At 66.2% G+C, this 23,252-nt stretch carries 15 protein-coding genes; 10 read left to right on the top strand and 5 right to left on the bottom strand.

Annotated features, from left to right (window positions below; genetic code table 11):
• Positions 1-160 precede the first annotated feature (160 nt).
• A complete protein-coding gene (locus AC1AYX_RS07725) occupies positions 161-1,588 on the top strand; it encodes a metallophosphoesterase family protein (protein ID WP_476502939.1) in 1,428 nt (475 codons plus the stop codon).
• Between the two features lie 51 nt (positions 1,589-1,639).
• Here AC1AYX_RS07725 and AC1AYX_RS07720 read toward each other — a convergent pair whose 3' ends face one another.
• Complete coding sequence (locus AC1AYX_RS07720; RefSeq protein WP_476502938.1) at positions 1,640-2,479, bottom strand: IclR family transcriptional regulator; 840 nt, start codon at positions 2,477-2,479, stop codon at positions 1,640-1,642.
• 350 nt (positions 2,480-2,829) lie between these two features.
• On the opposite strand from AC1AYX_RS07720, the gene leuC reads away from it, so the two are divergent.
• The 3 genes from leuC to AC1AYX_RS07705 all read left to right on the top strand — a co-directional run bounded on the left by leuC (position 2,830) and on the right by AC1AYX_RS07705 (position 9,541).
• Positions 2,830-4,233: a 3-isopropylmalate dehydratase large subunit gene (gene leuC, locus AC1AYX_RS07715; protein ID WP_476502937.1), complete on the top strand. Its 1,404-nt coding sequence runs from the start codon at positions 2,830-2,832 to the stop codon at positions 4,231-4,233.
• 170 nt (positions 4,234-4,403) lie between these two features.
• On the top strand, positions 4,404-5,090 hold the full coding sequence (leuD, locus tag AC1AYX_RS07710; RefSeq protein ID WP_476502936.1) for a 3-isopropylmalate dehydratase small subunit: 687 nt from the start codon (positions 4,404-4,406) through the stop codon (positions 5,088-5,090).
• Between the two features lie 683 nt (positions 5,091-5,773).
• The gene (locus AC1AYX_RS07705) at positions 5,774-9,541 is read left to right on the top strand and encodes an Ig-like domain-containing protein (protein ID WP_476502935.1); all 3,768 of its coding nucleotides are present in this window, start codon (positions 5,774-5,776) and stop codon (positions 9,539-9,541) included.
• A 375-nt stretch (positions 9,542-9,916) separates the two neighbouring features.
• On the opposite strand, the gene AC1AYX_RS07700 is transcribed toward AC1AYX_RS07705, so the two are convergent.
• Both AC1AYX_RS07700 and AC1AYX_RS07695 read right to left on the bottom strand, forming a co-directional pair.
• Entirely contained in the window at positions 9,917-11,536 is a 1,620-nt protein-coding gene (locus AC1AYX_RS07700; protein ID WP_476502934.1) for a PH domain-containing protein, read from the bottom strand.
• Positions 11,537-11,544: 8 nt separating this feature from the next.
• Entirely contained in the window at positions 11,545-12,096 is a 552-nt protein-coding gene (locus tag AC1AYX_RS07695; protein ID WP_476502933.1) for a PH domain-containing protein, read from the bottom strand.
• A gap of 139 nt (positions 12,097-12,235) precedes the next feature.
• Here AC1AYX_RS07695 and AC1AYX_RS07690 point away from each other — a divergent pair, with 139 nt between their 5' ends.
• Both AC1AYX_RS07690 and AC1AYX_RS07685 read left to right on the top strand, forming a co-directional pair.
• Positions 12,236-12,913, top strand: a complete 678-nt coding sequence (locus AC1AYX_RS07690; protein WP_476502932.1) for a DUF805 domain-containing protein — start codon at positions 12,236-12,238, stop codon at positions 12,911-12,913.
• Entirely contained in the window at positions 12,910-14,328 is a 1,419-nt protein-coding gene (locus AC1AYX_RS07685; RefSeq protein WP_476502931.1) for a sensor histidine kinase, read from the top strand. Before AC1AYX_RS07690 ends, AC1AYX_RS07685 begins: the two co-directional genes overlap by 4 nt.
• Here the strand turns inward: AC1AYX_RS07685 and AC1AYX_RS07680 are convergent.
• Complete coding sequence (locus AC1AYX_RS07680) at positions 14,290-14,994, bottom strand: response regulator transcription factor (RefSeq protein WP_476502930.1); 705 nt, start codon at positions 14,992-14,994, stop codon at positions 14,290-14,292. The genes AC1AYX_RS07685 and AC1AYX_RS07680 overlap by 39 nt on opposite strands.
• Before the next feature lie 1,123 nt (positions 14,995-16,117).
• On the opposite strand from AC1AYX_RS07680, the gene AC1AYX_RS07675 reads away from it, so the two are divergent.
• Entirely contained in the window at positions 16,118-17,158 is a 1,041-nt protein-coding gene (locus tag AC1AYX_RS07675; protein WP_476502929.1) for a lysostaphin resistance A-like protein, read from the top strand.
• Positions 17,159-17,565: 407 nt separating this feature from the next.
• Positions 17,566-18,810, top strand: coding sequence for a diguanylate cyclase (locus AC1AYX_RS07670; RefSeq protein WP_476502928.1), 1,245 nt, complete (start codon positions 17,566-17,568; stop codon positions 18,808-18,810).
• 207 nt (positions 18,811-19,017) lie between these two features.
• On the opposite strand, the gene AC1AYX_RS07665 is transcribed toward AC1AYX_RS07670, so the two are convergent.
• Positions 19,018-20,385: an NAD(P)/FAD-dependent oxidoreductase gene (locus AC1AYX_RS07665; RefSeq protein WP_476502927.1), complete on the bottom strand. Its 1,368-nt coding sequence runs from the start codon at positions 20,383-20,385 to the stop codon at positions 19,018-19,020.
• Between the two features lie 309 nt (positions 20,386-20,694).
• Between AC1AYX_RS07665 and murA the strand changes: the two genes are divergently transcribed.
• Complete coding sequence (murA, locus tag AC1AYX_RS07660; protein ID WP_476502926.1) at positions 20,695-22,020, top strand: UDP-N-acetylglucosamine 1-carboxyvinyltransferase; 1,326 nt, start codon at positions 20,695-20,697, stop codon at positions 22,018-22,020.
• Positions 22,021-22,295: 275 nt separating this feature from the next.
• Entirely contained in the window at positions 22,296-23,192 is an 897-nt protein-coding gene (locus AC1AYX_RS07655; protein WP_476502925.1) for a lysophospholipid acyltransferase family protein, read from the top strand.
• Positions 23,193-23,252 lie beyond the last annotated feature (60 nt).

Raw genomic sequence — 23,252 nt, 5'->3', positions numbered from 1 at the left:
CGGCGGTCTTTAACGCGACATCGTGTTAAAACCAACCCGACACGCCTACTGTCACAAGGCCAAACCCCGGTCATAAACACCACGTTTGGTTCCTATAGCCCCGCCGTGGCGTCGCGTGGCGTCCATATGAGCTGCGCATCGGCGCATTACAGTAGGAGTCATGACGGAAAACACACGTGCGCCCGAGGGCATGTCTTCAAGGCCGAGGATCAAGCCGGCGGAGGCGGGGGACACCCGTCCCCTGTCCGTGTCCGCCCGCTTGGGGCGTCTCCAGTTCCACCATTCCGGCAAGTTCCGTGTGCTGCAGGTCGCCGACATCCAGGACGGTCCGAAGGTCGCGAAGGACACGATTCGGCTCATCGAGGCGAGTCTCGACGCGGTCCGCCCCGATCTGGTCGTCTTCACCGGCAACCAGATCGCCGGCTATGATCCCGCGTTCGCCGAAACGTTCCGCAAACGCCGCTGGAGCGCCCCCGCCAGCAGCGATATCGACGCCGATATCGACACGTCCGACGCCGAAGCCGCCAACGCCGCCGCCGAGGCGCACGAGCGTACGCGCGAACTGGTGCGTGGCGCAATCGCCCAGTTCCTCGCGCCACTGATCGAGCGCAAGGTGCCGTTCGCCGTCACGTACGGCAATCACGATTTCCAGTGCGGCCTGTCGAACGACGAACTCGACGCCATCTACCGCGAGTTCCCCGGTTGCGTGAATCCGACGCCCGGCGTGGAGGCGGACGTGCTGTCGGAGCGCACGTTGCTGCCCGACCAGGTCGTCTACCCGCATGCGGCGGGTACGTTCGCGCTGCCCGTCGCCGACGAGGCGCACAAACGCACGGTGCTCGGTCTCGTCGTCCTCGATTCGGGCGACTATGCGCACGGCGGCGGGTTCGCCGCGCCGTCCGCCGACGCGCTCTCGTTCCTCGCGCGCGTGCCGTCGGCGATTGGCGCGCGGTCCGTCCTGTTCCAGCACATGCCGTTGCCGGAATACTATGACCTGCTCACGCCCGTCACCGCGACCACGCCGTATGCGATGCAGGGCTACCGCGACCACGCCGCGCGCTATTACGCGCTGGATGAGGAAAAGGTGCGTCCCGGCGGCTATCTGGGTGAGGGCATCAGTTGCCCGGATACGTCGCGTGAGTTCGCGGTATTGCGCGGCGATGACGCGACGGTGCGTGCGGTGATGGATGATGCGGATGCGGATGATTCCGGTGTGATCGGGGAAGCCGGTTCGGATGATTCCCGTGCCGAGGTGTTTCCTTATATAGGGGTGGCGACCGGCCATGATCATCGCAATTGGTTCGTCGGCGAACTGGACGGCGTGATGATGGCGGCGACGCCGACCTGCGGATTCGGCTCGTATGGGCCCGCGCCGGCGAAGCGCGCGACCAGACTCATCGAATTCGACATCCGGCATCCGTATGAGCCGCGCACGCAGCTGCTGGAGTTCGGAGAGCTCGTCGGCAAGCCCAGTTCGAAGAAGGCGTACACGTACGCGTTGAACGCGAAGCCCCCGCAGGACGGCGAAGGCGACGATCTGCTGCGCAAGCCCACGATATGGGAGCAGCTCAAAGGCCTGTTCGCGTGAGTATGCATTGGCCCCCTCGCCAGAGGGGGCCGAGTAGGGTCTGTTGCCGGCTCAGCGGCCGGAGGAGGCCTTGATAAGGGCTTCGGTCAGGTACTTGCCGGCGGCCATGACGAGCGGCGCGTAACGGCGGCCGGGGGCGTTGCCCATACGGCCGGACGGGCCGGAGATCGAGATCGCGGCGATCACCTGGCCGGAGGCGTTGCGGATCGGCGCGGAGATCGAGCACACGCCCTCCTCGCGCTCGTTCACCGACTCGGACCAGCCGCGCTTGCGGACGGCGGCCAGCTTGGTCGCGTTGAACTTCGCGTGGCGCAGACCCTGATGCATGCGCTCGGAATCCTCCCAGGCAAGCAGGATCTGCGCGGCGGAGCCGGCTTCCATCGAGAGCATCGCGCCCACGGGAATCGAATCACGCAGACCGGAGGCGCGCTCCACGGCGGCGATGCACACGCGCTGGTCGCCCTGACGGCGGTAGATCTGCGCGGATTCGCCGGTGCGGTCGAGCAGCGTCTGGAGGATCGGGCCGGCGGCGGTGAGGAGTCGGTCCTCGCCGGCGGCGGCGGCGAGCTCGGCGAAACGGGAGCCGAGCACGAAACGGCCGTGCTGGTCGCGCAGCACGAAGCGATGGCGTTCGAGCGCGATCGCGAGTCGGTGGGCGGTCGGTCGGGCCAGACCGGTGGCGGCCACGAGCTGGCCGAGCGTGGAGGGGCCGGTCTCAAGGGCGTCGAGAATCTTCACGGTCTTGTCGAGCACGCCGACGCCGGAATGAACCTCGCCGTCGTTCTGCTCGGCGGCCTGCGCAGTGGCGGCGGTGGAGGCCTTGTCGTCGGTGGTGTCCTGCTCGGCGACCGGCTCTTCGGCCACAGCGGTATCTGAGTGCATGGAAGTCATGGTTTCCGTTTATACCATCTCACATAGTGAAATGCCAAATCGAGGCAGTGTACCACGTGACGAACGCCGCATGTCGGCGAATGACCGAGTAATGGAATCTGTGTGCGCTCACATCGTCCACGGGCGGCATGCGAGGTCAACCGACGTCATCGCGATGCGCTCGGAAAGTCGGGGGAAAGGTGACGATTTCGGCGGAATTCCAGCCATAATCCGGCGGAAAACCGGGCTTCCGATGGCACATCTCATAATCCGGCCGGGATATGGTCGCCCCCATGTTGACCGCATACTCTATTACCACGAACACGGCGCAAACACAAGACCTAGCGCCGAGAAATTTAGGAGGAATCCCCATGGGAACGACACTGGCCGAGAAGGTCTGGGCCGATCATCTGGTACGGAAGGGCAGCGACGGAGCGCCCGACCTGCTGTACATCGACCTGATGCTCATGCATGAAGTCACGAGCCCCCAGGCGTTCGAGGGCCTGCGACTGGCCGGCCGCAAGCCCCGCCACGTCGATCAGCTCATCGCCACCGAGGACCACAACACGCCCACGGTGGACATCGACCGTCCGAACCCGGACAAGACGAGCGCCCTCCAGCTGAGCACGTTGGAGAAGAACTGCAAGGAGTTCGGCGTGCGCCTGCATGCGCTCGGCGACGCCGACCAGGGCATCGTGCACGCGTTCGCCCCGATCCTCGGCCTCACCCAGCCGGGCATGACCATCGTGTGCGGCGACTCGCACACCTCCACGCACGGCGCGTTCGGCGCGCTCGCGTTCGGCATCGGCACCTCCGAGGTCGAACACGTGATGGCCACGCAGACCCTGTCCCTGAAGCCGTTCAAGACGATGGCGGTCAACGTGAACGGCAAGCTGCCGGCGGACGCCACCGCGAAGGACATCATCCTCGCGATCATCGCGAAGATCGGCACCGGCGGCGGCCAGGGCCACGTCATCGAATACCGCGGCGAGGCGATCCGCAACCTCACGATGGACGAGCGCATGACCGTGTGCAACATGTCCATCGAGGCGGGCGCGCGCGCCGGCATGATCGCGCCGGACGAGACCACGTTCGAATACCTGAAGGGCCGCCCGCACGCGCCGGAAGGCGAGATGTGGGACAAGGCCGTCGCGTACTGGAAGACGCTGAAGACCGATGACGACGCCGTCTTCGACAAGGAGGTGGACATCGACGCGTCCACGCTCGGACCCTACGTGACGTGGGGCACCAACCCGGGCCAGGGCCTGCCGATCACCGCGAACGTGCCGGTCCCGGCGGACATCGCCGACGCGACCAAGCGTTCCGCCGCCGAGCGCGCCATCACGTACATGGGCCTGAAGCCGGGCATGCCGATCAAGGACATCGCCGTCGACACCGTGTTCATCGGCTCCTGCACGAACGGCCGCATCGACGACCTGCGCCAGGCCGCCGCGATTATGAAGGGCCACCACAAGGCGAAGAACATCCACCGCGTGCTCGTCGTGCCCGCCTCCTCGCGCGTGCGCCTGCAGGCGGAGAAGGAAGGACTTGACAAGGTGTTCGAGGACTTCGGCGCGGAATGGCGCAACGCCGGCTGCTCGATGTGCCTCGGCATGAACCCGGACAAGATGGTGCCGGGCGAACGCTCGATCTCCACGTCGAACCGCAACTTCGAAGGCCGTCAGGGCAAGGGCTCGCGCACGCACCTCGCGTCGCCCGCCGTCGCCGCCGCCACCGCCATCCGCGGCACGATCTCCAGCCCCGCCGATTTGTAAACGGACCGCGCGCCGCGGGCGCACGGACGATTATTCATATGCTCCCCCTTCAGGGGGAGCTGCCCGCGCCGCGGGCTGAGGGGGCGTCGGGTGATTCCCCCTCAGTCGGCCTACGGCCGCCAGCTCCCCCATAAGTGGGGACGCACAACACATCACAAAGGACTTTCATCATGGAAAAACTCACCACGTTGACCGGCGTGGGCGTGCCGCTGCGCCGCTCCAACGTCGACACCGACCAGATCATCCCCGCCGTGTTCCTGAAGCGCGTCACCAAGACCGGCTTCGATGACGCGCTCTTCTACGCGTGGCGCCGCGACCCCGAGTTCGTGCTCAACAAGCCCGAATACGCGAAGGGCCAGATCCTCGTCGCCGGACCGGAGTTCGGCATCGGATCCTCCCGCGAGCATGCGGTGTGGGCGCTGCACGATTACGGCTTCCGCGTCGTCATCGCGCCGAGCTTCGCCGATATCTTCTACGGCAACACGGCGAAGAACGGCGTGCTCGCGGCGATCATGCCGCAGGAGAGCGTCGAACTGCTGTGGAAGCTCCTCGAAGAGGAGCCGGGCCGTCCGATGACCGTCTCGCTCGAGGACCGCACCGTGACCTGCGGCGACGTGACCCTGCCGTTCGAGGTGAACGACTACACGCGTTGGCGTCTGATGAACGGCTACGACGACATCGACCTGACGCTCCAGCACGAGGACGACATCGCCGCCTACGAGAAGATGCGCGCCGAGAAGTTCCCGTTCAAGCCGAAGACCCTCCCCGCCAAGCACCTCCCCGAAGAGCCCGTCGCCTCCGCCCGCGAGCCTGAGTATCAATGGGCAGGCCCGTTGGCCGATCGCGGCATCATTTAGCCGCGATCGCTCGGTCGGGAGCCCGGTGGGCTCCCGGCAGGGCCTGCGCCGAGCCGCGGCAGCGGTGAGGCTGATATCAAGTCTCGCCGTAGGCGAGTCCGTAATCGCCGGACCAGGCCCGTTGGCCGATCGCGGCATCATCTGATATTCCCTTTTGCCTCCCTCTGATGAGGGAGGTGGCCGCCGGAGGCGGTCGGAGGGAGAGACCACAGCGGCCGCAGGCCGCGGGAGGAACGGAATCGGCGTCAAGCCGATGTGTGTTCCTTTCCGCAGCCTGTGGCCGCTTGCGTTTACCCCCTCAGTCGCGCTTCGCGCGCCAGCTCCCCCTGAAAGGGGGCGCAAGGAAAGGTTGGTGCGGCGGTTGCTTTCCAGCCTGCTTTGATTTTCTGCTATCTCTCCCCCAGTCGGCCTACGGCCGACAGCCCCCTCGTCAGAGGGGGCCAAAGAGGTGGCAGTATGGCGCCCCCTTCAGGGGGAGCTGGCCGGCCGGAGGCCGGACTGAGGGGGTTCGTTGCGGCACCCCATGGTTCTTCGTTGTCTATTCCGCGACGCACTCGCAGTCCCTCGCCGGAGCATCTGTTCCGCCTATCGGGACGGCGTCCTATACTTGGCCCCGTATACGAAGGGGTGCTCATGACGTCGTTTGGTCGGGCACTTCGCGAATGAAAGTATGGAGAAGGAAGATGTCGAAGAACATCATGACGCGAGTGGGGATGGGAGTCGTCGGCGTACTTGCCAGTGCGGCGATGCTCTTCTGCGTCCTGCCCGCCCAGGCGGCCACCGGCTGGAGTGCGCTGTCCACCACGGAGAAGAAGTCGTCCTACGGCTACTTCGTCTGGAAGTCCGAGAACGCAACGGATGCCAATGAGAAGGCCACCGCTGCGGATGCGGCTAACATCCTGAGGAACTCCGCGTTGCCGACCACGAAGAACATCGGTGGCAATGGCGATGCGACCAGCCTTGAAAACATGCAGAATGCTCTTGATCAAATCAAGAACATCAATAAATATCGTCTGACTCTGGTCAATGAGCCGTGCCGCACGGATTTGGCCTCCGGCAAGGGACGTGTCTGCGATGACGCGAATAAGAAGCTGACCCCGTACAAGGTCTCGGACACTTTCATGGCGACGGCTCAAGCCAATGCGAATTTCTCTTCGACCAAGGTTGATCATGCCGGCAATAATGGGCAGGAGTTTCCCGGAGCCAAATATCTGACCAGCTATATGGAGAATGCCGCTTGGCCGACCAAACTATTCGATGAAAATGGCAATTCCGGTGCCGCGGTACTGTGGTATAGCGAGAAAGCGAACTACGACAAAAATCCTGCTTGGTCAAGCAATACTGGGCATTACATTTCACTGACCAACAAGTACGCTTATAGCGGCGCGCCGACCTACCTCGAATTGGATATCACTGGTCTGGGCGTCAACTCCACGGCTCCGGCTCCGTACGGCAGCTACGGCAACAAGACGGTCGTGCAGCAGTATGTGCCGTCAAGCTGGGGTTACAGGGGGTATAGCGAAGATGTTGACTCCTACGCCAGCGACTTTAACGCCTATGTCGCCAAGGTGAACGAGCTGGGCAAGAAGTACACCGTCACGTTCAACACGAACGGTGGCTCTGCTGCTGCCACGCAGACCGTGGAATCCGGTGAGACCGCGACCGCGCCGACCGCACCGACCAAGGCCGGGTACACGTTCGGCGGCTGGTACTCCGACGCGCAGCTCACGAAGCCGTACGACTTCTCCACGCCCGTCACCGGCAACATCACCCTGTACGCGAAGTGGGATGCAGTCACCATCACCTCGCTCGACCCGGCCGGGGCCGTCTCCACGCCTGCGGGTGTGGCTCCGACCCTGCCCAAGCAGGTGACCGCCCACTACAGCGACGGTTCCTCCAAGCAGGTCGACGTCACGTGGAACCCCATCAGCAAGAGCGACTACGCCACGGCGGGTAACAGCTTCACCGTGAACGGCACCGTCAACGGCACCGGTATCAAGGCCGAGGTCACGGTGAACGTGATCGCCGCCGTGCCGCAGAGCGCCGCCGTCACGCCCGCCACCGTCTCCACGATCGCCACGCACGCGCCGTCCCTGCCGCAGCAGGCGACCGTCACCTACTCCGACGGCACCACGCAGCAGGCCGACGTCATGTGGGATCCCATCGACCAGAGCAAGTACGCCACCGAGAACGCCGACGGCTTCGACGTGAACGGCACGGTCAGCGTGAACGGCCAAACCTTCACCGTCACCGTGAAGGTGATCGTCACCGCGCGCACCATCACCTCCGTCACCGCGCCGGACGACCAGACCGTCGAATCCGGCACCGAACCCACATACCCGGACGCCGTCGCCGTCACGTACAACGACGGCGAAACCGGCACCGCGAACGTCACGTGGACGAAGCTCACCAAGGACCAGTACGGCAAGCGCACCGGCGGCGAGTTCACCGTGAAGGGCACCGTCGACGGATACGCCGATGGCGTCTCCTTCAAGGTGGCCGTCAAGCCCGCCACCGTGACCGATGTCAAGGCGACCGCCGACACCGCACAGACCGTCGTCGGCGAAACGCCCGACCTGAGCGGCATCAAGGCGACTGTCACCTACTCCAACGGCGATACCGAGACCAAGGACATCACGTGGGAGAAGACCACCGCCGACCAGTTCAAGACGGAAGGCGCCACCGTTCCGGTCAAGGGTTCCGTGACCGTTGACGGCACGGCCTACGAGTTCACTGTCAACGTCGCCGTGGTCGCCGCCACCGTCGAATCCGTCACCGGTCCGTCCGCCGACCCGGTCGTGACCGTCGAATCCGGCACCAAGCCCGACCTCTCGAACGCGAAGGCCACCGTCACGTGGTCGAACGACACCATGACGCAGGAACCGGTGACGTGGGACGAACCGGACAAGGCCGACTACACGAACCGTAAGGGCGGCACGTTCATCGTCAACGGCAAGGTCACCATCGCCGGCAAGGACTACAAGGTGACCGCCACCTACAAGGTCAACCCGGCCGTCGCGCAGAGCGCCACGCCGACCGACGGCACCACCACGATCACCGTGCCGTCCGGCACCGACCCGACCAGCAAGCTGCCGAAGACCGCGACCGTCACCTGGTCCAACGACGATACGACCACGAGCCTGATCACGTGGAAAAAGACCTACACGAAGGGCGACTACTCGAAGCGTGAAGGCAACACCTTCACCGTGAGCGGCACCGTCGATTCGACCGTCGAATCCGCCGCCGCGGCCGACTCCTCCAAGGTCATCGTCGCGAAGGCCGTGGAAGCCGCCACGTTGTCCGTCTCCGTCACGGTCACGGTCACGCCGGCCACCATCACCAAGGTCGCCGACATCCCCGCCGTGACCACCGAGGCGAAGGTCGCGCCGCAGCTGCCGGCCAACGTCAAGACCGACTGGAGCAACGGCGAGACCGGCGTCGACACGCCGATCACGTGGGATGCCATCGACGCGTCCAAGTACGCGAAGCGCGGCGAGTTCACCGTGAACGGCACCGTGTCCGACACCACCGGCAAGACCACCAAGGTGAGCGTCACGGTCAAGGTCACCGCCAAGGCCGAATCCGCCGACAAGCTCGCCGACGTGACCGTCGACTCCGGCACGGACCCCGCATCCGCGCTGCCGAAGACCGTCAAGGTCACCTACACGGACGGTGTGACGGAAGACGCCGCGGTCACGTGGGACACCACGTCCTACACGAAGGCCGACTACTCGAAGCGTGAAGGCAACACCTTCGTCGTCAAGGGCAAGGCCGCCGGACTTGACGTGACCGTCACCGTGAAGGTGAACCCGGCCACCGTGAAGTCCGTCGACACCACGGCCGTGACCATCGGCACCAAGGTCGGCGTGCAGCCCGACCTGCCGAAGACCACCACCGTCACCTGGTCCAACGGCGATGTCGAGAACGTCGCCATCACGTGGCCGGAGATTCCCGCGGACAAGCTCGACCAGGCCGGCTCGTTCGAGATCGAAGGCACCGTTACCGCCGGCGGCAAGGACTACACGATCAAGGCGACCATCACCGTGAAGGAAGCGGAGAAGGTGACCGTCACCTCCGTCGAGCGTGACGTGAAGGTCTCCACCACCGAAGGCACGGCGCCCGCCCTGCCGAAGACGGTGAAGGCCCACTGGTCCGACGGTTCCACGACCGATGCCGCCGTGGTCTGGGGCGACGTGCCCGCTGCCAAGTACGCAAAGACCGGCACGTTCCAGGTGAAGGGCGTCGCCACGGTGAACGGCACCGATTACGAGGTGACCGCCACCGTGACCGTCGTTCCCGGCACGCTGAAGCCGTCCGCGAGCCAGAACGCGAACACGGGCGCCAACACGCTGACGACCACCGGCTCCAACATCGCGATCATCGTGATTGTGATCGTGCTGCTGGTCATCGCCGCCGTCGCCCTGTTCTTCCTCACCAAGCGCAAGAAGTGACAGGTTCCCGCGGGGAATCGTGAGAACGATTCGATTCCGCGACCACGGCTGACGGCGATCGGCGGTTGATGCCGCCGACGAATCGGCCCCATAGTGGCCTCCTTCCCTTCCCGGGAAGGAGGCCACTATGCGTTTCACCGAAGCGAATTGATGTTTCTTGGTTACAAGGGGTACTTCATGGCCGGTCCGACGGTGTAACCGGCTTACGAGGGGTGCCTGACCGGCGATAATCGCCCCCATGAGCGCCGTAAAACGGCGGCAGACGGCCGTACAACGATCCTGTGGTACCCCTCGTAACGAAGATGGGTGACCGCTATCTCAGACATGTACCCCTCGCAGCCGAGAAACCCCTCCCATAAGGAATCCCGCGGCGCATCACCGCCCCGTGAACCATGCTTCGAGCGCGTCCGCGTCAGCACGCCGCAGGAAACGGAACCGGATTTCGGACATGCCGTTCATCACGAACAGGCGCATGCGCAGACTCTCCACGCCGCGTGCGTCGCGCCACGGCGTGGTCGTGCGCGTCACCGACTGCACGCGCGCCCGTCGCGTCATCATCGCGAACAATCCCCAGTGCGTCGCTCCCGTCACCAGAATCCGATGCGGCAGGGCGTTCCCGTCGTCCGGAAGCATCGCATACCCTTCAGCCCTCGCCTGCAGCCATCGGCAGACCGTCCACCACGATCCCGCCGCAAGCGGCGCGACCATCACCCACCATGGCCACGAGTGGGTCGCCGGGCCGCCCATGCCGACGAGCAGCGTGGCGGCGGCGGTCGCGGCGAGCGGCATCGTCACGTAATACCGTGCGAGGCCGCGGCCCGTGCGATGGGTTGGTGCCGTCGCGGCGAATGCGTCTGGAACATCCCATTCGGGCAGCATCGCCCGCAACGTCGCGGCCACGCAGCGTGCACCGATGACCGGCAGCACGACCGCGGCTGATGCGACGTCGTCGCCGCTCGCCGCCGCGGACAGGCCGAGTCGTGTCGAGCACAGCCCGAACACGCGGCGCGGCAACGACTGCGATATGACGATCGTCTGCACGCGGGACGCCGGAATCGTCGTCGCATGGCGCGTGAACAGGCCGCGTTCGACGATCAGATCGTCCCCGCGCCGCCACACCTCGAACCCGTGGAAATGCAGCAGGGAGATCGCGATACTGACGAGCATCAGCAGAATGACGCACGCCAGGATGAGCAGCGTGATCGCCGCGGCACCCTGCGAGGCGTAGTCGCCGATCGACCGTTCCGCAGTGCGCGTGAGCGTGTGGGGCAGCACGTCCTGCACGTTTTGGATGAACCCGAATACGACGAACGCGGCCGCGACGATGCGCGGATCGGTGACGGCGAACAGGAGGATGTCGCGCGTCGACGCACGGAATACAGGGATGGGGGAGGGGCAGGAGGTGACGATGCCGGCGCGCGGGGCGGTGGGGTCGGTGGCGGTGCCGGTTGCAGCATCGGCGGCGGTTATGGCGACCCCATCCGTGGTGACTCCGGACGAGGAATCGGAGGCGGCCTGTGGTGTCGAGGTGCCGGATCGTGCCGCGCCGGCCGCTTCGGCGCGTCGGCGTTCCAACTCGCTTCGCAACGCCGACGGAACCGCGCTCAGATCGATGTCGGCATCGTCGCCGACCGGGGAGACCGTCAGACGGATCACGCCGAACGGGCGCAGATACCACGGGCTCGCGCTGTTGATCGCATGAATCGAGCCATAGGCGATGGCGCGGCGCTTGTGGAACAGCACGCCGGAACGGTATTCGAGCATCGTGGCGGACAGCCGGTATCTGGTCGACATCCATGCGCAGACCGGGCCGACCGCCACATAGGCGACGATCGCCGCGGCCGCCAGCCACAGCCACCATTCGTGGCGCATCAGCGAGATGCGGACGATCACGATGAACGAGAGCAGCAGCGAGACCGTGCCCTTCGCGTTCGACGCCACGCGCACGATCAGCGCCGCCGGGTGGAGACGACGCCACGTCACGGGCCACGTCACGGGCCGCATCACAGGTCCTCCCGCGCGTCGGCCACGCGGGCCGCGATCGTCGCGGCCATGCGCTCGGCCTCCGCGGTGTCCAACGCGGCGATCTCGGTCGTGTCGGCCGCCGTGTGCACGACCACCGTGGTCAGTCCGAACCGGCGCTGCACCGGATTCTGCTTCGTATCCACATGCTGCACGCGGTTGTACGGGGTGGTCGTGGATCTGCGCCACAGCCAGCCCGTGCGCGTGGCGAGGTCGCGCTCGCCGATGCGGAAACGCGTGAACGCGTACCGGTATTTCGTCTGCAACGGCTGGGTCGCGAGGTCGCCGACCGCGTAGACCGCGGCGAGCGCGGCGGCCAGCTGCGTCCAGAACCCCCACCAATCGTGGGATATGCAGACCGCTGTGAACACGCCGCACGCCGCCAACCAGACCGCGCATTGGATCGCCTCGTTGATGAGCCACACCGTCCGCACCCGCTCCGGCAGCGGCCGCCACGCGGCATCGGTGGCGTCGCCGTTGCCGTTGTTGCCGTTTCCCGTGTTGCCGTCGTCACCTTCCCCAAATCCGTTCATGTGTCCCACTGTATCGAATCGAGGCATGTATGCCGATTATGAGCCGATCTCCTGTGGACGCATGTTGACCGTCGCCCTGCGCGGGTGGACGGCCGGCGCGGAATGCGGTTGAGTGGAGGGCAGTGAATGAAAGGAGACCATGATGAGCGTGGATGAGGACAGGCCGGTGCCGGAGCCGCCGTTGCGGGAGGAGCCTCCGCTGTGGGAGGAGCCTCCGTTGTGGGCGCCGTGGTACGGCATCGGATTCAGGCGTGCGGTCGGACGGTTCTTCCGCAAGATGAAGGTACTCGACGGCCGAGCCTCGCGCAGCGAATACTGGTGGGCCGTGCTGTTCTGCACGATTGTGGCCGCCATCGTGGTCGTCGCGGCGATGGGGATCGGCACCGCGGCCGGCGTCAGCGACGTGGCGGGCGGAACCGACGGTGAATCACCGCTGGACGCCGTCGCGGACAACGCGGCGACCGTCGTCCAGCTGCTGCTGTTCATCCCAATCATCACACTGTCCGTCCGACGGCTGCACGACGCGAACCGGAGCGGTCGGTGGCTGCTTCTGCCGATCCTGCTGCAGCTCGGCTCGCTGCTGCCGGTCTTCGTGCTCGCCGTCGTGTACGGCTACGACGGCATGGGGAACAGCGCCGCGGCACCGGCGACCATTGTGGGAATGTTGCTTGCCTTCGCCTGCTACACGATGGGATCGCTGGCATGGGTGATTCTCATGGTGCTGCCGAGCGATCCGCGCGGCATGCGGTTCGACAAGCCGGATGGCATGGCTGCGGCCGGTATGGTCCGTGCGGTTCGCGCGGAGACCGCACGATGAACGACGGTCGATTCGGTCTCTCCGAGACCCGCGCCGCGTTGGAACAGGTGCGCGGCTGGTGGTGTGAACCGCATTTCTTGGAGAAGGATGCGGGAATCGGCCTCGCCGTGATGGTGGCCGGGCTGATCGTCGCGCCTCCGTCATCGCCCGGGCGGATGCTGCTGACGCTGGGCTGGATAGCCGTCATCGCCCTGCTGCCGTTCCGGCCGCGCGAAGTGTGCCTGGTCGCGCCCGTGCTGCTGCTGACGATGGGATTTCTGCCTGATGGCTGGTGGGCGAGCGGCGGATTCGCCGTCGTCACCCTGTTCCTTGCCATCGGCTACGCGCTGCCTAACCGGATGATGCTCGCCGTGCTGGTCGGCTACGCGGCGGTGGACGCCGTCTGCTTCGCGCTGTTCGGCACGCGGTCGATGGGCAGTGGCGTGGTCGCAGGCATGATCGCCGGGTTCGGCGACGTCGGCTTCGGCGTGATGGCCTCCGACGTTCCGGCCGCATCGGTGCCGGGATACACGGCGATCGCGGGCGTCGCGACCGGCGTGTTCGACATCATGGGCTTCGGATTCCTCATCATGTTCGGTGCCGCGTTCCGCCACGCGTCCGTCGCCGGTGAGCGGGCGGCGCGCGTCGAACGGCTGCTCGGCCGCGTCACGCGAGAACAGGCGCTCGCGCACATGATCCACGACGCCGTCGCCAACGACATGTCCACCATCGCGATGCTCGCATGGCGCGCCAAAGCGACGGACGACGATGCGGCCATGCTCGACGCGATCTACGCGCGCTCGCACCACGCGCTCGCCCGCGTGCACGACGTCATCGACGTGCTCAACGGCAAACGCGACCTCGCCGGCCTCGAATCGGAAGTCGCGGCCGAGAGCGCGGAGGGCGGCGGGGTGACGGGCGGTACACCGCCGTTCGACGTCGAACTGGAGAAATACCTCGAAGACCAGGACCGCACGATGACGATGCTGGGATTCGTCGGAACCAGTCGGATCGATGTGACGGGCGGCGGGGACGCCGCGGCAGGGGACGCAGGCGGCGGCGCGCGCGTGCCGAAACCGGTGCAGCGTGTCGTGATGGAACTCGTCGAGGAGATCTACGCGAACATCGTGCGGCATTGCGCGATACCGGATGACGCGACGACGCCCGCGTACAGCCTGTTCATCGGCATCGACGATTCCGGCATCCGCATCAGCGAGGTCAACGCGCTCGCCGGCGACGCGTCGACGCTGATGCACGGACGCAGGCACGGCGGCGGACTGGCGATGCACCGCGCGGCGGTCGAGGCGCTGGGCGGCACGCTCGCCGCGAGCGCGCAGGACGGCGCGTGGACGATCGGCGCGGAGATCCCGCTGCGGCCGGTTCCCGCGGAAACCGGATCAGCGCGCGAGGAACAGGGCGATGGCGTGCGCCAATGAATTGGCGTGCAGCTTGTCGACCGCACGATGGGCGTGCGTGCGCACCGTCGACGCGGCGACGCCCCATCGTGCGGCGATCTGGTCGTAACTCAGGCCGCATGACAGCAGGCGCAGCGTCTCGGATTCCTTGGGGCCGAGTCTCGGGGCGTCGGATGACGGGGAATCCGGGTGTGTGCCGTTCGGGGGTGTGCCGGTCAGCAACCGATGGGCCTCGTCGACGGTGCGGAACACGGGGACGTCCGGCGTGGTCGCGCCGGCCCGGGGCCTGCGGTCAGGTGGGGTGAACGTACCGCCCGATGCGACGACGCGCAACGCGCGGGCCAATTGCGGGACATCCGCCTTGGAGACGATGCCCTGCGCGCCGGCCTCGGCCGCACGTGCGGCATAGTCGGCGGTCGAGAAGGCGGTGATGCCCAGCAGCGCCACGCGGGCATCCCGTTGGCGGATCCTGCGGCATACGCTGATGCCGGTCGCATCACCCAGCGACATGTCCACGAGCAGCAACCGGGGGCGGGTCTCGGGGTCGAGCGCGAGGCGCACCGCTTCGTCGGCGGAACCGACGCCCCACAGCCATCGCGATTCAGGCAGCAGCTGCGGCAGGATGCCCCGCAGCGCGAGCAATGCCATGCGGTCGTTGTCCACCGCCGCGACCAGTACCTGCGGCATCCCCTGAGATTCCATGGCCGTCATCATAACGCGGTCAGGCGTTGCGCGGAATCGATACGGCGGACTTCTGTGGACATCTGTGGACGTGGTCATGTTACGTTCAGGAACGGGGCATAGGTTGGGCGGCATGAATACGAATGAAGAACATCCGCAGGGGGATGCGAATCCGCAGATGCGGCAATCCGAGCAAAAACAACGGGAACAATGGGACGCGACGCAGCAGTCGCAGTATGGGAGCCAGGCGCAGGCGGGTGAGTCGGTACAGCCGGGGAATTCGGGGTGGCCGGGCGGGCCGGTGTCATCGGGTGAGCCGGTGCGGCCGTCGGCATCAGCGGGTGACAGGGGCGAATTCGTAGGGGCTCCGGGCGAACCTGCATGGTCTGGGGGCGAACCTGTAGGGTTTTCGGATGGACGTGTAGGGTCCGAGGGCCAACCTGTAGGTTTGGGGGCCGAACGTGTAGGTGCTGCGGGCCAACCTGTACGGGGTGGCCGAGTAGAAGCTCCCGCCGAGCCGTTTGCCAGCTCGGGGAATCCGCGGAATACCGCGGTTCCCGAAAACCCGGTGATGACGCGGAGCGCCGGTCTTCAGCAGGGGACTGCACAGGTTGCGATGGGAAGCCTGCACGTTGCCGGCGAAACTCCGCACATTGCGCCGGAAACCATGCAGGTTGGTGCCGAAACCATGCAGGTTGGAGCCTATCCGCAGGCCGTTCCCCAGTCTTCGGCCTACCCGCAGCCGCCGGTGTGGCAGCCGGCCCAGTCTCAGGCACAGCCCATGCCGCAGTACGCGCAGTATCCGCAATACGCCACTCCGACTCCCCAGCCTGCGGCGGTTTCACAGCCCGTGGCTGCTCCTCAGGCCGCGTCGGCCCCGCAGACTGTTCCGTATGCTCAGCCAGCCCAGTCCGTGCCATATTCCCAGCAGGCGGCGCCTGTCGCCCAATATCCATCGCAGGCCGCCCAATACCAATATGCGCCGCGCCACGATCACTACGCGTCGCAGTCTGCACAGTACCCGCCGCAATCGGCTCCGTACCCGCCTCAACCTCAACCCCAGTCCTACCCGCAACCCCAGTTCCAGCCCCAGCCGATGTGGCCCACCTACTACGCGCAACCGGTGCCGATGGCGGTGCCGACGTTCGCGGCCATCGACCCGCGCGCATGGTGGCGCACCTGGCGACGCAAGGTCGTCAACCGCGCGATGGGTCTGACCTTGGCCTATCAGGGCGTGATGACGGGCGTGAGCATCGTCGCCGGCATCGTCTTCGGCGCTATCTTCGCCGCGACGAACCGAAGCGGCGGCTCGTCGGCCTACGACAGCGCGCTCAACCGATGGACCGGCGTCCTGAGTCTCATCGCCGTGTTCGCCGCGGTCGGATTCCTGATGTTCATGCGCTGCCGCGACATCTTCACCCGCGAATTCTGGCTCGGCGGCCCGCATCGCGAGACCTACGGCGAGACGAACCAGCTCGGCACGGTCAGCCAGTACGGCGGCCGGCGCATGACCCCGCTCGCGTGCCTCGCGATCATCGTGGTCGCTCTGGGCGTGCAGGGCGTGATCGTCCTCATCCAGCTCGCGTTCTCGATGCTCGGCGCCGATCTGGCCTCGCCCACGTCGGACAGCATCAACGAATCGGCCATCACCGTGAGCATGTGGCTGTACATCGGCCTGGTCGGCCCGATCTGCGAGGAGATGATGTTCCGCGGCGTGCTGATGAAGGAGCTGAAGCCGCTCGGCCGGAACTTCGCGATCCTCACGTCGGCGCTCGCGTTCGGCCTGTTCCATGACGACGTGGTGCAGGGCTTCTTCGCGTTCCTGTTCGGTCTGGTGCTCGGCTATGTCGCGATGGAGTATTCGCTGGTCTGGGCGATCGCGTTGCACATCTTCAACAACGCGATCCTGTCCGGCGTGATCGACGGTCTCGCCAGCCATTTCCTCGGCGACATGGGGTATGGCATCTTCACGCTCGCGTTGGCGCTGGCCGGCGTGATCGGCACGATCCTCGTGTTCGCGCTGTACGGTCGGCGGCTCGGCTGGTTCGTGCGCGCCAATCGCAGCGGCCAGGACACGTATGCCGGGTGGACGTCGTGGGCGTTCATCGTGTTCGTGTCGCTGAACGCGCTGTTCGCCATCGTCTCGTTCGTCTCGGCGATGGTCGGTTGAGCGGAACGGCGCCGCGCCGGCGCGCGGCTTACGTTCCGCTCCGTCGCGTGCGGTCCGTTCCGTGGGTGGTCCGGTTCGCTCCGGTTTTCGCGCGGTTCGCTCCCGGGCATGCACGGTTCGCTCCGTGATTCGCGTCGGTTTTCCGTGGAGAACCGTGGAGTGATCCGTGACGATCGTGGCGCGATCCGTGATAAGCGGGGATCGATCCGTGACCGATGAGGATTGCACGACGAGCGACGCGCCCTTGAAGGCGCGTCGTTTGTGTATGACGATGCCTATGCTGGATAATGGACAGATAGGCGAGCACATCCGCCGGTTTTCGGCGATTTCCGCTCAACGTCGCGCATATGCGCACATCGTCATCTGCGCACAGCATCCGCACATAGTCGAGGAGAATCGAGAACACCATGAGCCAGGGCCTCCAGCAGTCCGAACCGTTCTACGACGTGAACCGTACCTATGAGGACAACTACGAGCAGGGCCCGTTCGGCGCGTTCGCCGAGGCGTTGCATCGGGATGCCGAGGCCGGCGAGACCCCCTCAGACCGCTCCGCGGCCAGCTCCCCCTTGGAGGGGGAGCAAGTCAATGGCGTTTGCTCCCCCACGCATGTGGGGGAGCTGTCGGCGAAGCCGACTGAGGGGGAGACGGCCATCACTGAGGCCGGCTCCGCCCCTGCCGACTCGTTCCTCGGCGTGCCGGTGAACCTCGCGTTCGGCATCCCCGCCGGCCCGCTGCTCAACAGCCGCTTCACGACGGCCGCGTTCCGCATGGGCTTCGACCTGGCCACCTACAAGACCGTGCGTTCGCGCGCGTGGGGCTGCAACCCGTTCCCGAACGTGCTCGCCGTACACCCGAAGTCGGCGGACGGCAGCCTCACCCCCGGCAGCCCGGAACTCGACGAGGGCGTGCTCGCCGACACGAACTATGAGCGCCCGATCTCCATCTCCAACAGCTTCGGCGTGCCCTCGCAGGACCCGGACCTGTGGCAGCCGGACATGTTCCGCGCGATCGCGGCGGCCGGCCCCGGCCAGCTGCTCGTCCCCGGATTCCAGGGCTCCCGCGTGGAGGGCATGACCGAGGAGGAGTACATCGCCGACCATGCGACCACCGCCCGCCTCGTCAAGGAGACCGGGGCGAAGGTCATGGTGATGAACACGAGCTGCCCGAACGAGGGCCACAACGTGCTCCTGTGCCATAATCCGCTGCTCGTCGGCCGCATCGCCGAGGCGGTGAAGAACGAGATCGGCGACACGCCGCTCATGGTGAAGCTCGCCTACATCCCCGACGACGCGGCGCTCGAGCTCATGGTGCGATCGACCGTGGGCCGCGGCACCGTGCAGGGATTCAGCACGATCAACACGATCTCCGCGCGTCTCGTCGACGCGGAGGGACGTCAGGCCCTGCCGGGCAAGGGCCGCGACCGTTCCGGCGTGTGCGGCCACGCGATCCGCGGCGCGGGCCTCGACATGGTCGCGCGCCTCGCCGCGATCCGCGAGAAGAGCGGTCTCGATTTCGCGATCAACGGCGTCGGCGGCGTCGTGACGCCGGATGATTTCGCCGCGTACAAGCGCGCCGGCGCGGACAGCGTGATGTCCGCCACCGGCGCGATGTGGGACGCCGACCTCGCCCACAAGATCAAGGCGACCCTGTAGGTCGGCTTGAGAGGATCGGACCCTCTGACGAGGGGGTTCCCGGCGGAGCCGGGTGGGGGAGAGATACCGCGAACGTGATGTTCCGGCTATCTCTCCCTCCGACCGCCTTCGGTGGCCACCTCCCTCGTCAGAGGGAGGCAATGGGGAGTCCGTCAGGCTTCGGTGACGCGGCCTCCTTCGTCGGAGGGAGACGATGGGTTGCGTCCGTCAGGCTTCGGCGGCGGCCTTCATGGCGACGGCGCCGACGTAGTAGACAGGCTTGTCGAAGTTCGGCTGGAACAGGAAGTCCACGTTCGCGAGCTGGTCGATGGTGAACTTCGCCTGAATCGCCATCGAGATCACGTTCGCGGCACCGGAGATGTCCGCCTTCGAGCAGAACTGGCCGCCCTTGACCTCACGCGTCTCCGGATCCCACGTGAGAATCGACGTGACGGGCGTGGTGGTGAGCATGAAGTCGGGGCGGTAGTCCTCGGTCAGTTCGGTTTCGCGCACGGTGAGCCCGCGGCGTTCCGCGCCGGTTGCGGTCAGGCCGGACGCGGCGAGCGACAGGTCGTACAGCTGCACGGCGCTCGTCGCCTGCGTGCCGAGGTACTTGACGGTCGGCTCCGCGATGTTGCGGCCGACGAGCAGGCCCTGGCGCACCGCGTTCGTGGCGAGCGGGATGTAGTCGTGCTTGCCGGTCGGGTTGTAGAAGACGGTCGCCGAGTCGCCGCACGCGTACACGTCGGGCACGGAGGCGCGCATATAGTCGTCGACGATAATCGCGCCGTTCGGCAGCATGTCGACCTGTCCCTTGAGAAGGTCTGTGTTCGGCAGGAAGCCGACCGCGAGGATCGCCATCTCGGCCGTGTACTCGCCCTTCTCGGTGACGACGGTGACGGTGTCGTCGTCGTTGTCGCGGAAGGCGGTCACCTTCTGTCCGAGCGCGAGCGTGACGCCGTGCTCCTCGAACGCGGCGGCCACCTGGTCGGTGATCTTCTTGTCGAAGTTGTTGGCGAGCGGGCGGTCGAGTCCGTCGACGAGCGTGGTCTTCACGCCGGTGAGCGAGAACTGCTCGGCGATCTCCGCGCCGATGTAGCCGGAGCCGATCACGACCGCCGACTTCGCCTCCTTCGCCTTCTCCTTGATGGCGATGGCGTGGTCCCAGTTCTTGCACAGCAGCACGTGCGGGCTGTCGATGCCGGGAATCGGCGGCACGACCGGGCGCGAGCCGGTGGTGACGACGAGCTTGTCGAAGTGGAGCGTCTGCTCCTCGCCGGCCGCGTCGCCCACGCCCACGCCGATCGCGTCGACCGGACGGTAGGTGAGCGTCTTGGCGGCGACGTCGATGGACGTCACGTCGGTGCGCATGTGCATGGTCGCGCCCGCCTCGGCCAGCGCCTCGGGCGACGAGTAGAACATCTTCTTCGGGTCGGACACGTGGTCGCCGACCCACAGCGCGATGCCGCACGAGAGGAACGACAGCGTGCCGTTGCGTTCGAACACGTGGACGGTCCAATCGGGATGCTCGGCGAGGATCGACGTGGCGGCGAAGGTGCCGGCGTGCGTGCATCCGACGATGGCGACGGTGGTCATGGATTATGCTCCTTTGCGTAGTGGTGCGGGTGGTGCGTTCCGGCAGTCTTCGATCGCCTGCCATCCGTGAACGTTCACCTCTGTTGCCCACCATAGCAAAGCGACGGCGGCGGGTCCGTCGGGCGCGCGGCGATCGCCGACGATTGTGACGCGCGTCACAATCGGCGTGGCGGTCGCGGCGGCGTGCGGCCGGCGGCGCGGCGATTACGCCGCCAGCCGCATCGCCACGGGTTTCACGGTGTTCGCACATGCCTTATGGCACACTGTTTGATAGTGTTTCGCGGTCCTGTTGAATCGAAAGAGGTAATCGTGGGCGAAAACGAGAACGACGTGCTGCACGTCGAGGGCGGCAAGCCGCTGAACGGCACGATCAAGGTGCGTGGCGCGAAGAACTTCGTCAGCAAGGCGATGGTCGCCGCGCTGCTCGCGCCGGGCAAGTCGGTGCTGAAGAACGTTCCGGAGATCCGCGACGTGCACGTCGTGTCCGATCTGCTGCGTCTGCACGGCGTGGACGTCGACGTGGACGGCGATCACGGCGTCGTCACGATCGACGCGACGCACGTCCAGCTCGCCGACGTGGCGGACGTGGACACGCTGTCCGGTTCGTCGCGCATCCCGATCCTGTTCTCCGGTCCGCTGGTGCACCGTCTGGGCGAGGCGTTCATCCCCGCGCTGGGCGGCTGCAACATCGGCGGCCGTCCGATCGACTTCCACCTGGAGACCCTGCGCAAGCTGGGCGCGAACGTCGACAAGGAGCATAAGGACGGCATCCACATCACCGCGCCGAACGGACTGCACGGCGCGAAGATCCACCTGCCGTACCCGTCCGTGGGCGCGACCGAGCAGACGCTGCTCGCCGCCGTGCTCGCCGAGGGCAAGACCGAGCTGTCCGGCGCCGCGATCGAGCCGGAGATCATGGATCTCGTGGCCGTGCTGCAGAAGATGGGCGCGATCATCTCCGTGGACGTGGACCGCACGTTCCGCATCGAAGGCGTCAAGGAGCTCAAGGGCTACACGCACACGTCGCTCACCGACCGCATCGAGGCGGCGAGCTGGGCGTCGGCGGCGCTGGCCACGCGCGGCGACATCTTCGTCAAGGGCGCGACCCAGCCGGAGATGATGACGTTCCTCAACGTGTTCCGTAAGGTCGGCGGCGAATTCGACGTGACCGACAAGGGCATCCGCTTCTGGCATCCGGGCGGCGATCTCAAGCCGGTCGCGATTGAGACGGACGTACACCCCGGCTTCATGACCGACTGGCAGCAGCCGCTGGTCGTGGCCCTCACGCAGGCGAACGGCCTGTCGATCGTGCACGAGACCGTGTACGAGAACCGTTTCGGCTTCACCAAGCCCCTGGTGCAGATGGGCGCGACGATCCAGCTGTACCGCGAGTGCCTGGGCTCCCTGCCGTGCCGCTTCCAGCAGCGCAACTACAAGCATTCCGCGGTGATTTTCGGACCGACCCCGCTGACCGGCCGCGACATCGACGTGCCGGATCTGCGCGGCGGCTTCAGCCACCTCATCGCGGCGCTCGCCGCGAAGGGCCCGTCCAACGTGCAGGGCATCAGCCTGATCGACCGCGGCTACGCCGACTTCCGCGGCAAGCTCCACCAGCTCGGCGCCGACATCGACTGACGGACAACGCATCCAGGCCCCCTCTGACGAGGGGGCTGTCGAACGGAGTGAGACTGGGGGAGAGATAGCTGGAACGTAACGGTTCCCGGTATCTCTCCCCCAGTCCGCTTACGCGGACAGCCCCCTCGTCAGAGGGGGCCTGTACGTGGGGCTGTTCTGCGCCCCCTTCAGGGGGAGCTGGCCGGCCATGAGACCGGACTGAGGGGGCCGTAGCCGGAGCATCCGCCCGGCTCGGCGCATGGACCGCGGTAGGGGGCGAACGTACAATAAGGCGCATGGCATCCAAAGGAAAACCGTCGCCGCGCTCCGCGGTCAAGCCCCTCTCGGACGAGCGCGTCGCCGAACTCGCGAAGAAGCACCATCTCGTCGACCCGATGCGCGACCTGCCCACCGGCACCGACCGCAGCGTCAACCAGCATGAGATCGACGCGCAGAACCCGAAAGGCACGAGGCGTCTGCTCAAAGGCGTCGACGTCGTCTTCAACGCGAGCTGCCGGACCTACGCGTGGGGACTTGACAACATCCCCGAAAGCGGCCCGTTCATCACCGCCGCATCGCACGTGACCATGTTCGACGTGTTCGTGCCGATGGCCAGCCTGTTCCACATGGGCCGCCGCCCGCGCTACATGGCCAAGGCCGAGATGGCGAAGTGGCCGATCATCGGCAAATGGTTCCAGATCGTCGGCATGCAGCCGGTCCAACGCCACTCCGGCAAGGCCAAGGAGATCGAGGAGACGTCCATCGACATCCTCATCTCCGGCCGCCCGCTCACTGTCTGGCCCGAAGGCACCGTCACCCGCGACCCGCAGAAATGGGTGATGAGCATCAAGGAGGGCGCCGCCTACATCGCGCTCGAAGCCTCCCGCCGACTCGGCAAGCAGGTGCCGCTGTTCTGCGCCGCCACCTGGGGCGCCGCCTCCATCAACCACTGGTGGCCGTGGCCGCGCAAGAACGTCGTCATGTGCTACGACCACCAGCTCGACTACTCGGACCTGCTCGAAGGTATGGAGGACTGGGGCGACGAGCCGCCGGCCGAAGCCGTCGAAGCGCTCAAATGGCGCATGTTCATCCGCCTCAACGAACTGCTCGAGGAGATCCGCGGCGAGAAGTTCCCGAAGGAAGGCTACTGGGACTACCGCACGATGAGCCGCACCCCGATCGCCTCGGCGTGAGCGGCGAGTAGCATGGCACGAAGGTCACGAAACAGTCACGAACCGAAAGTAAGGAATCAC

The sequence above is a fragment of the Bifidobacterium sp. LH_419 genome (genome assembly GCF_056356955.1).
The sequence above is the reverse complement of the archived record's forward strand: the minus strand, read 5'-3'. Positions and strand labels throughout refer to the sequence as shown.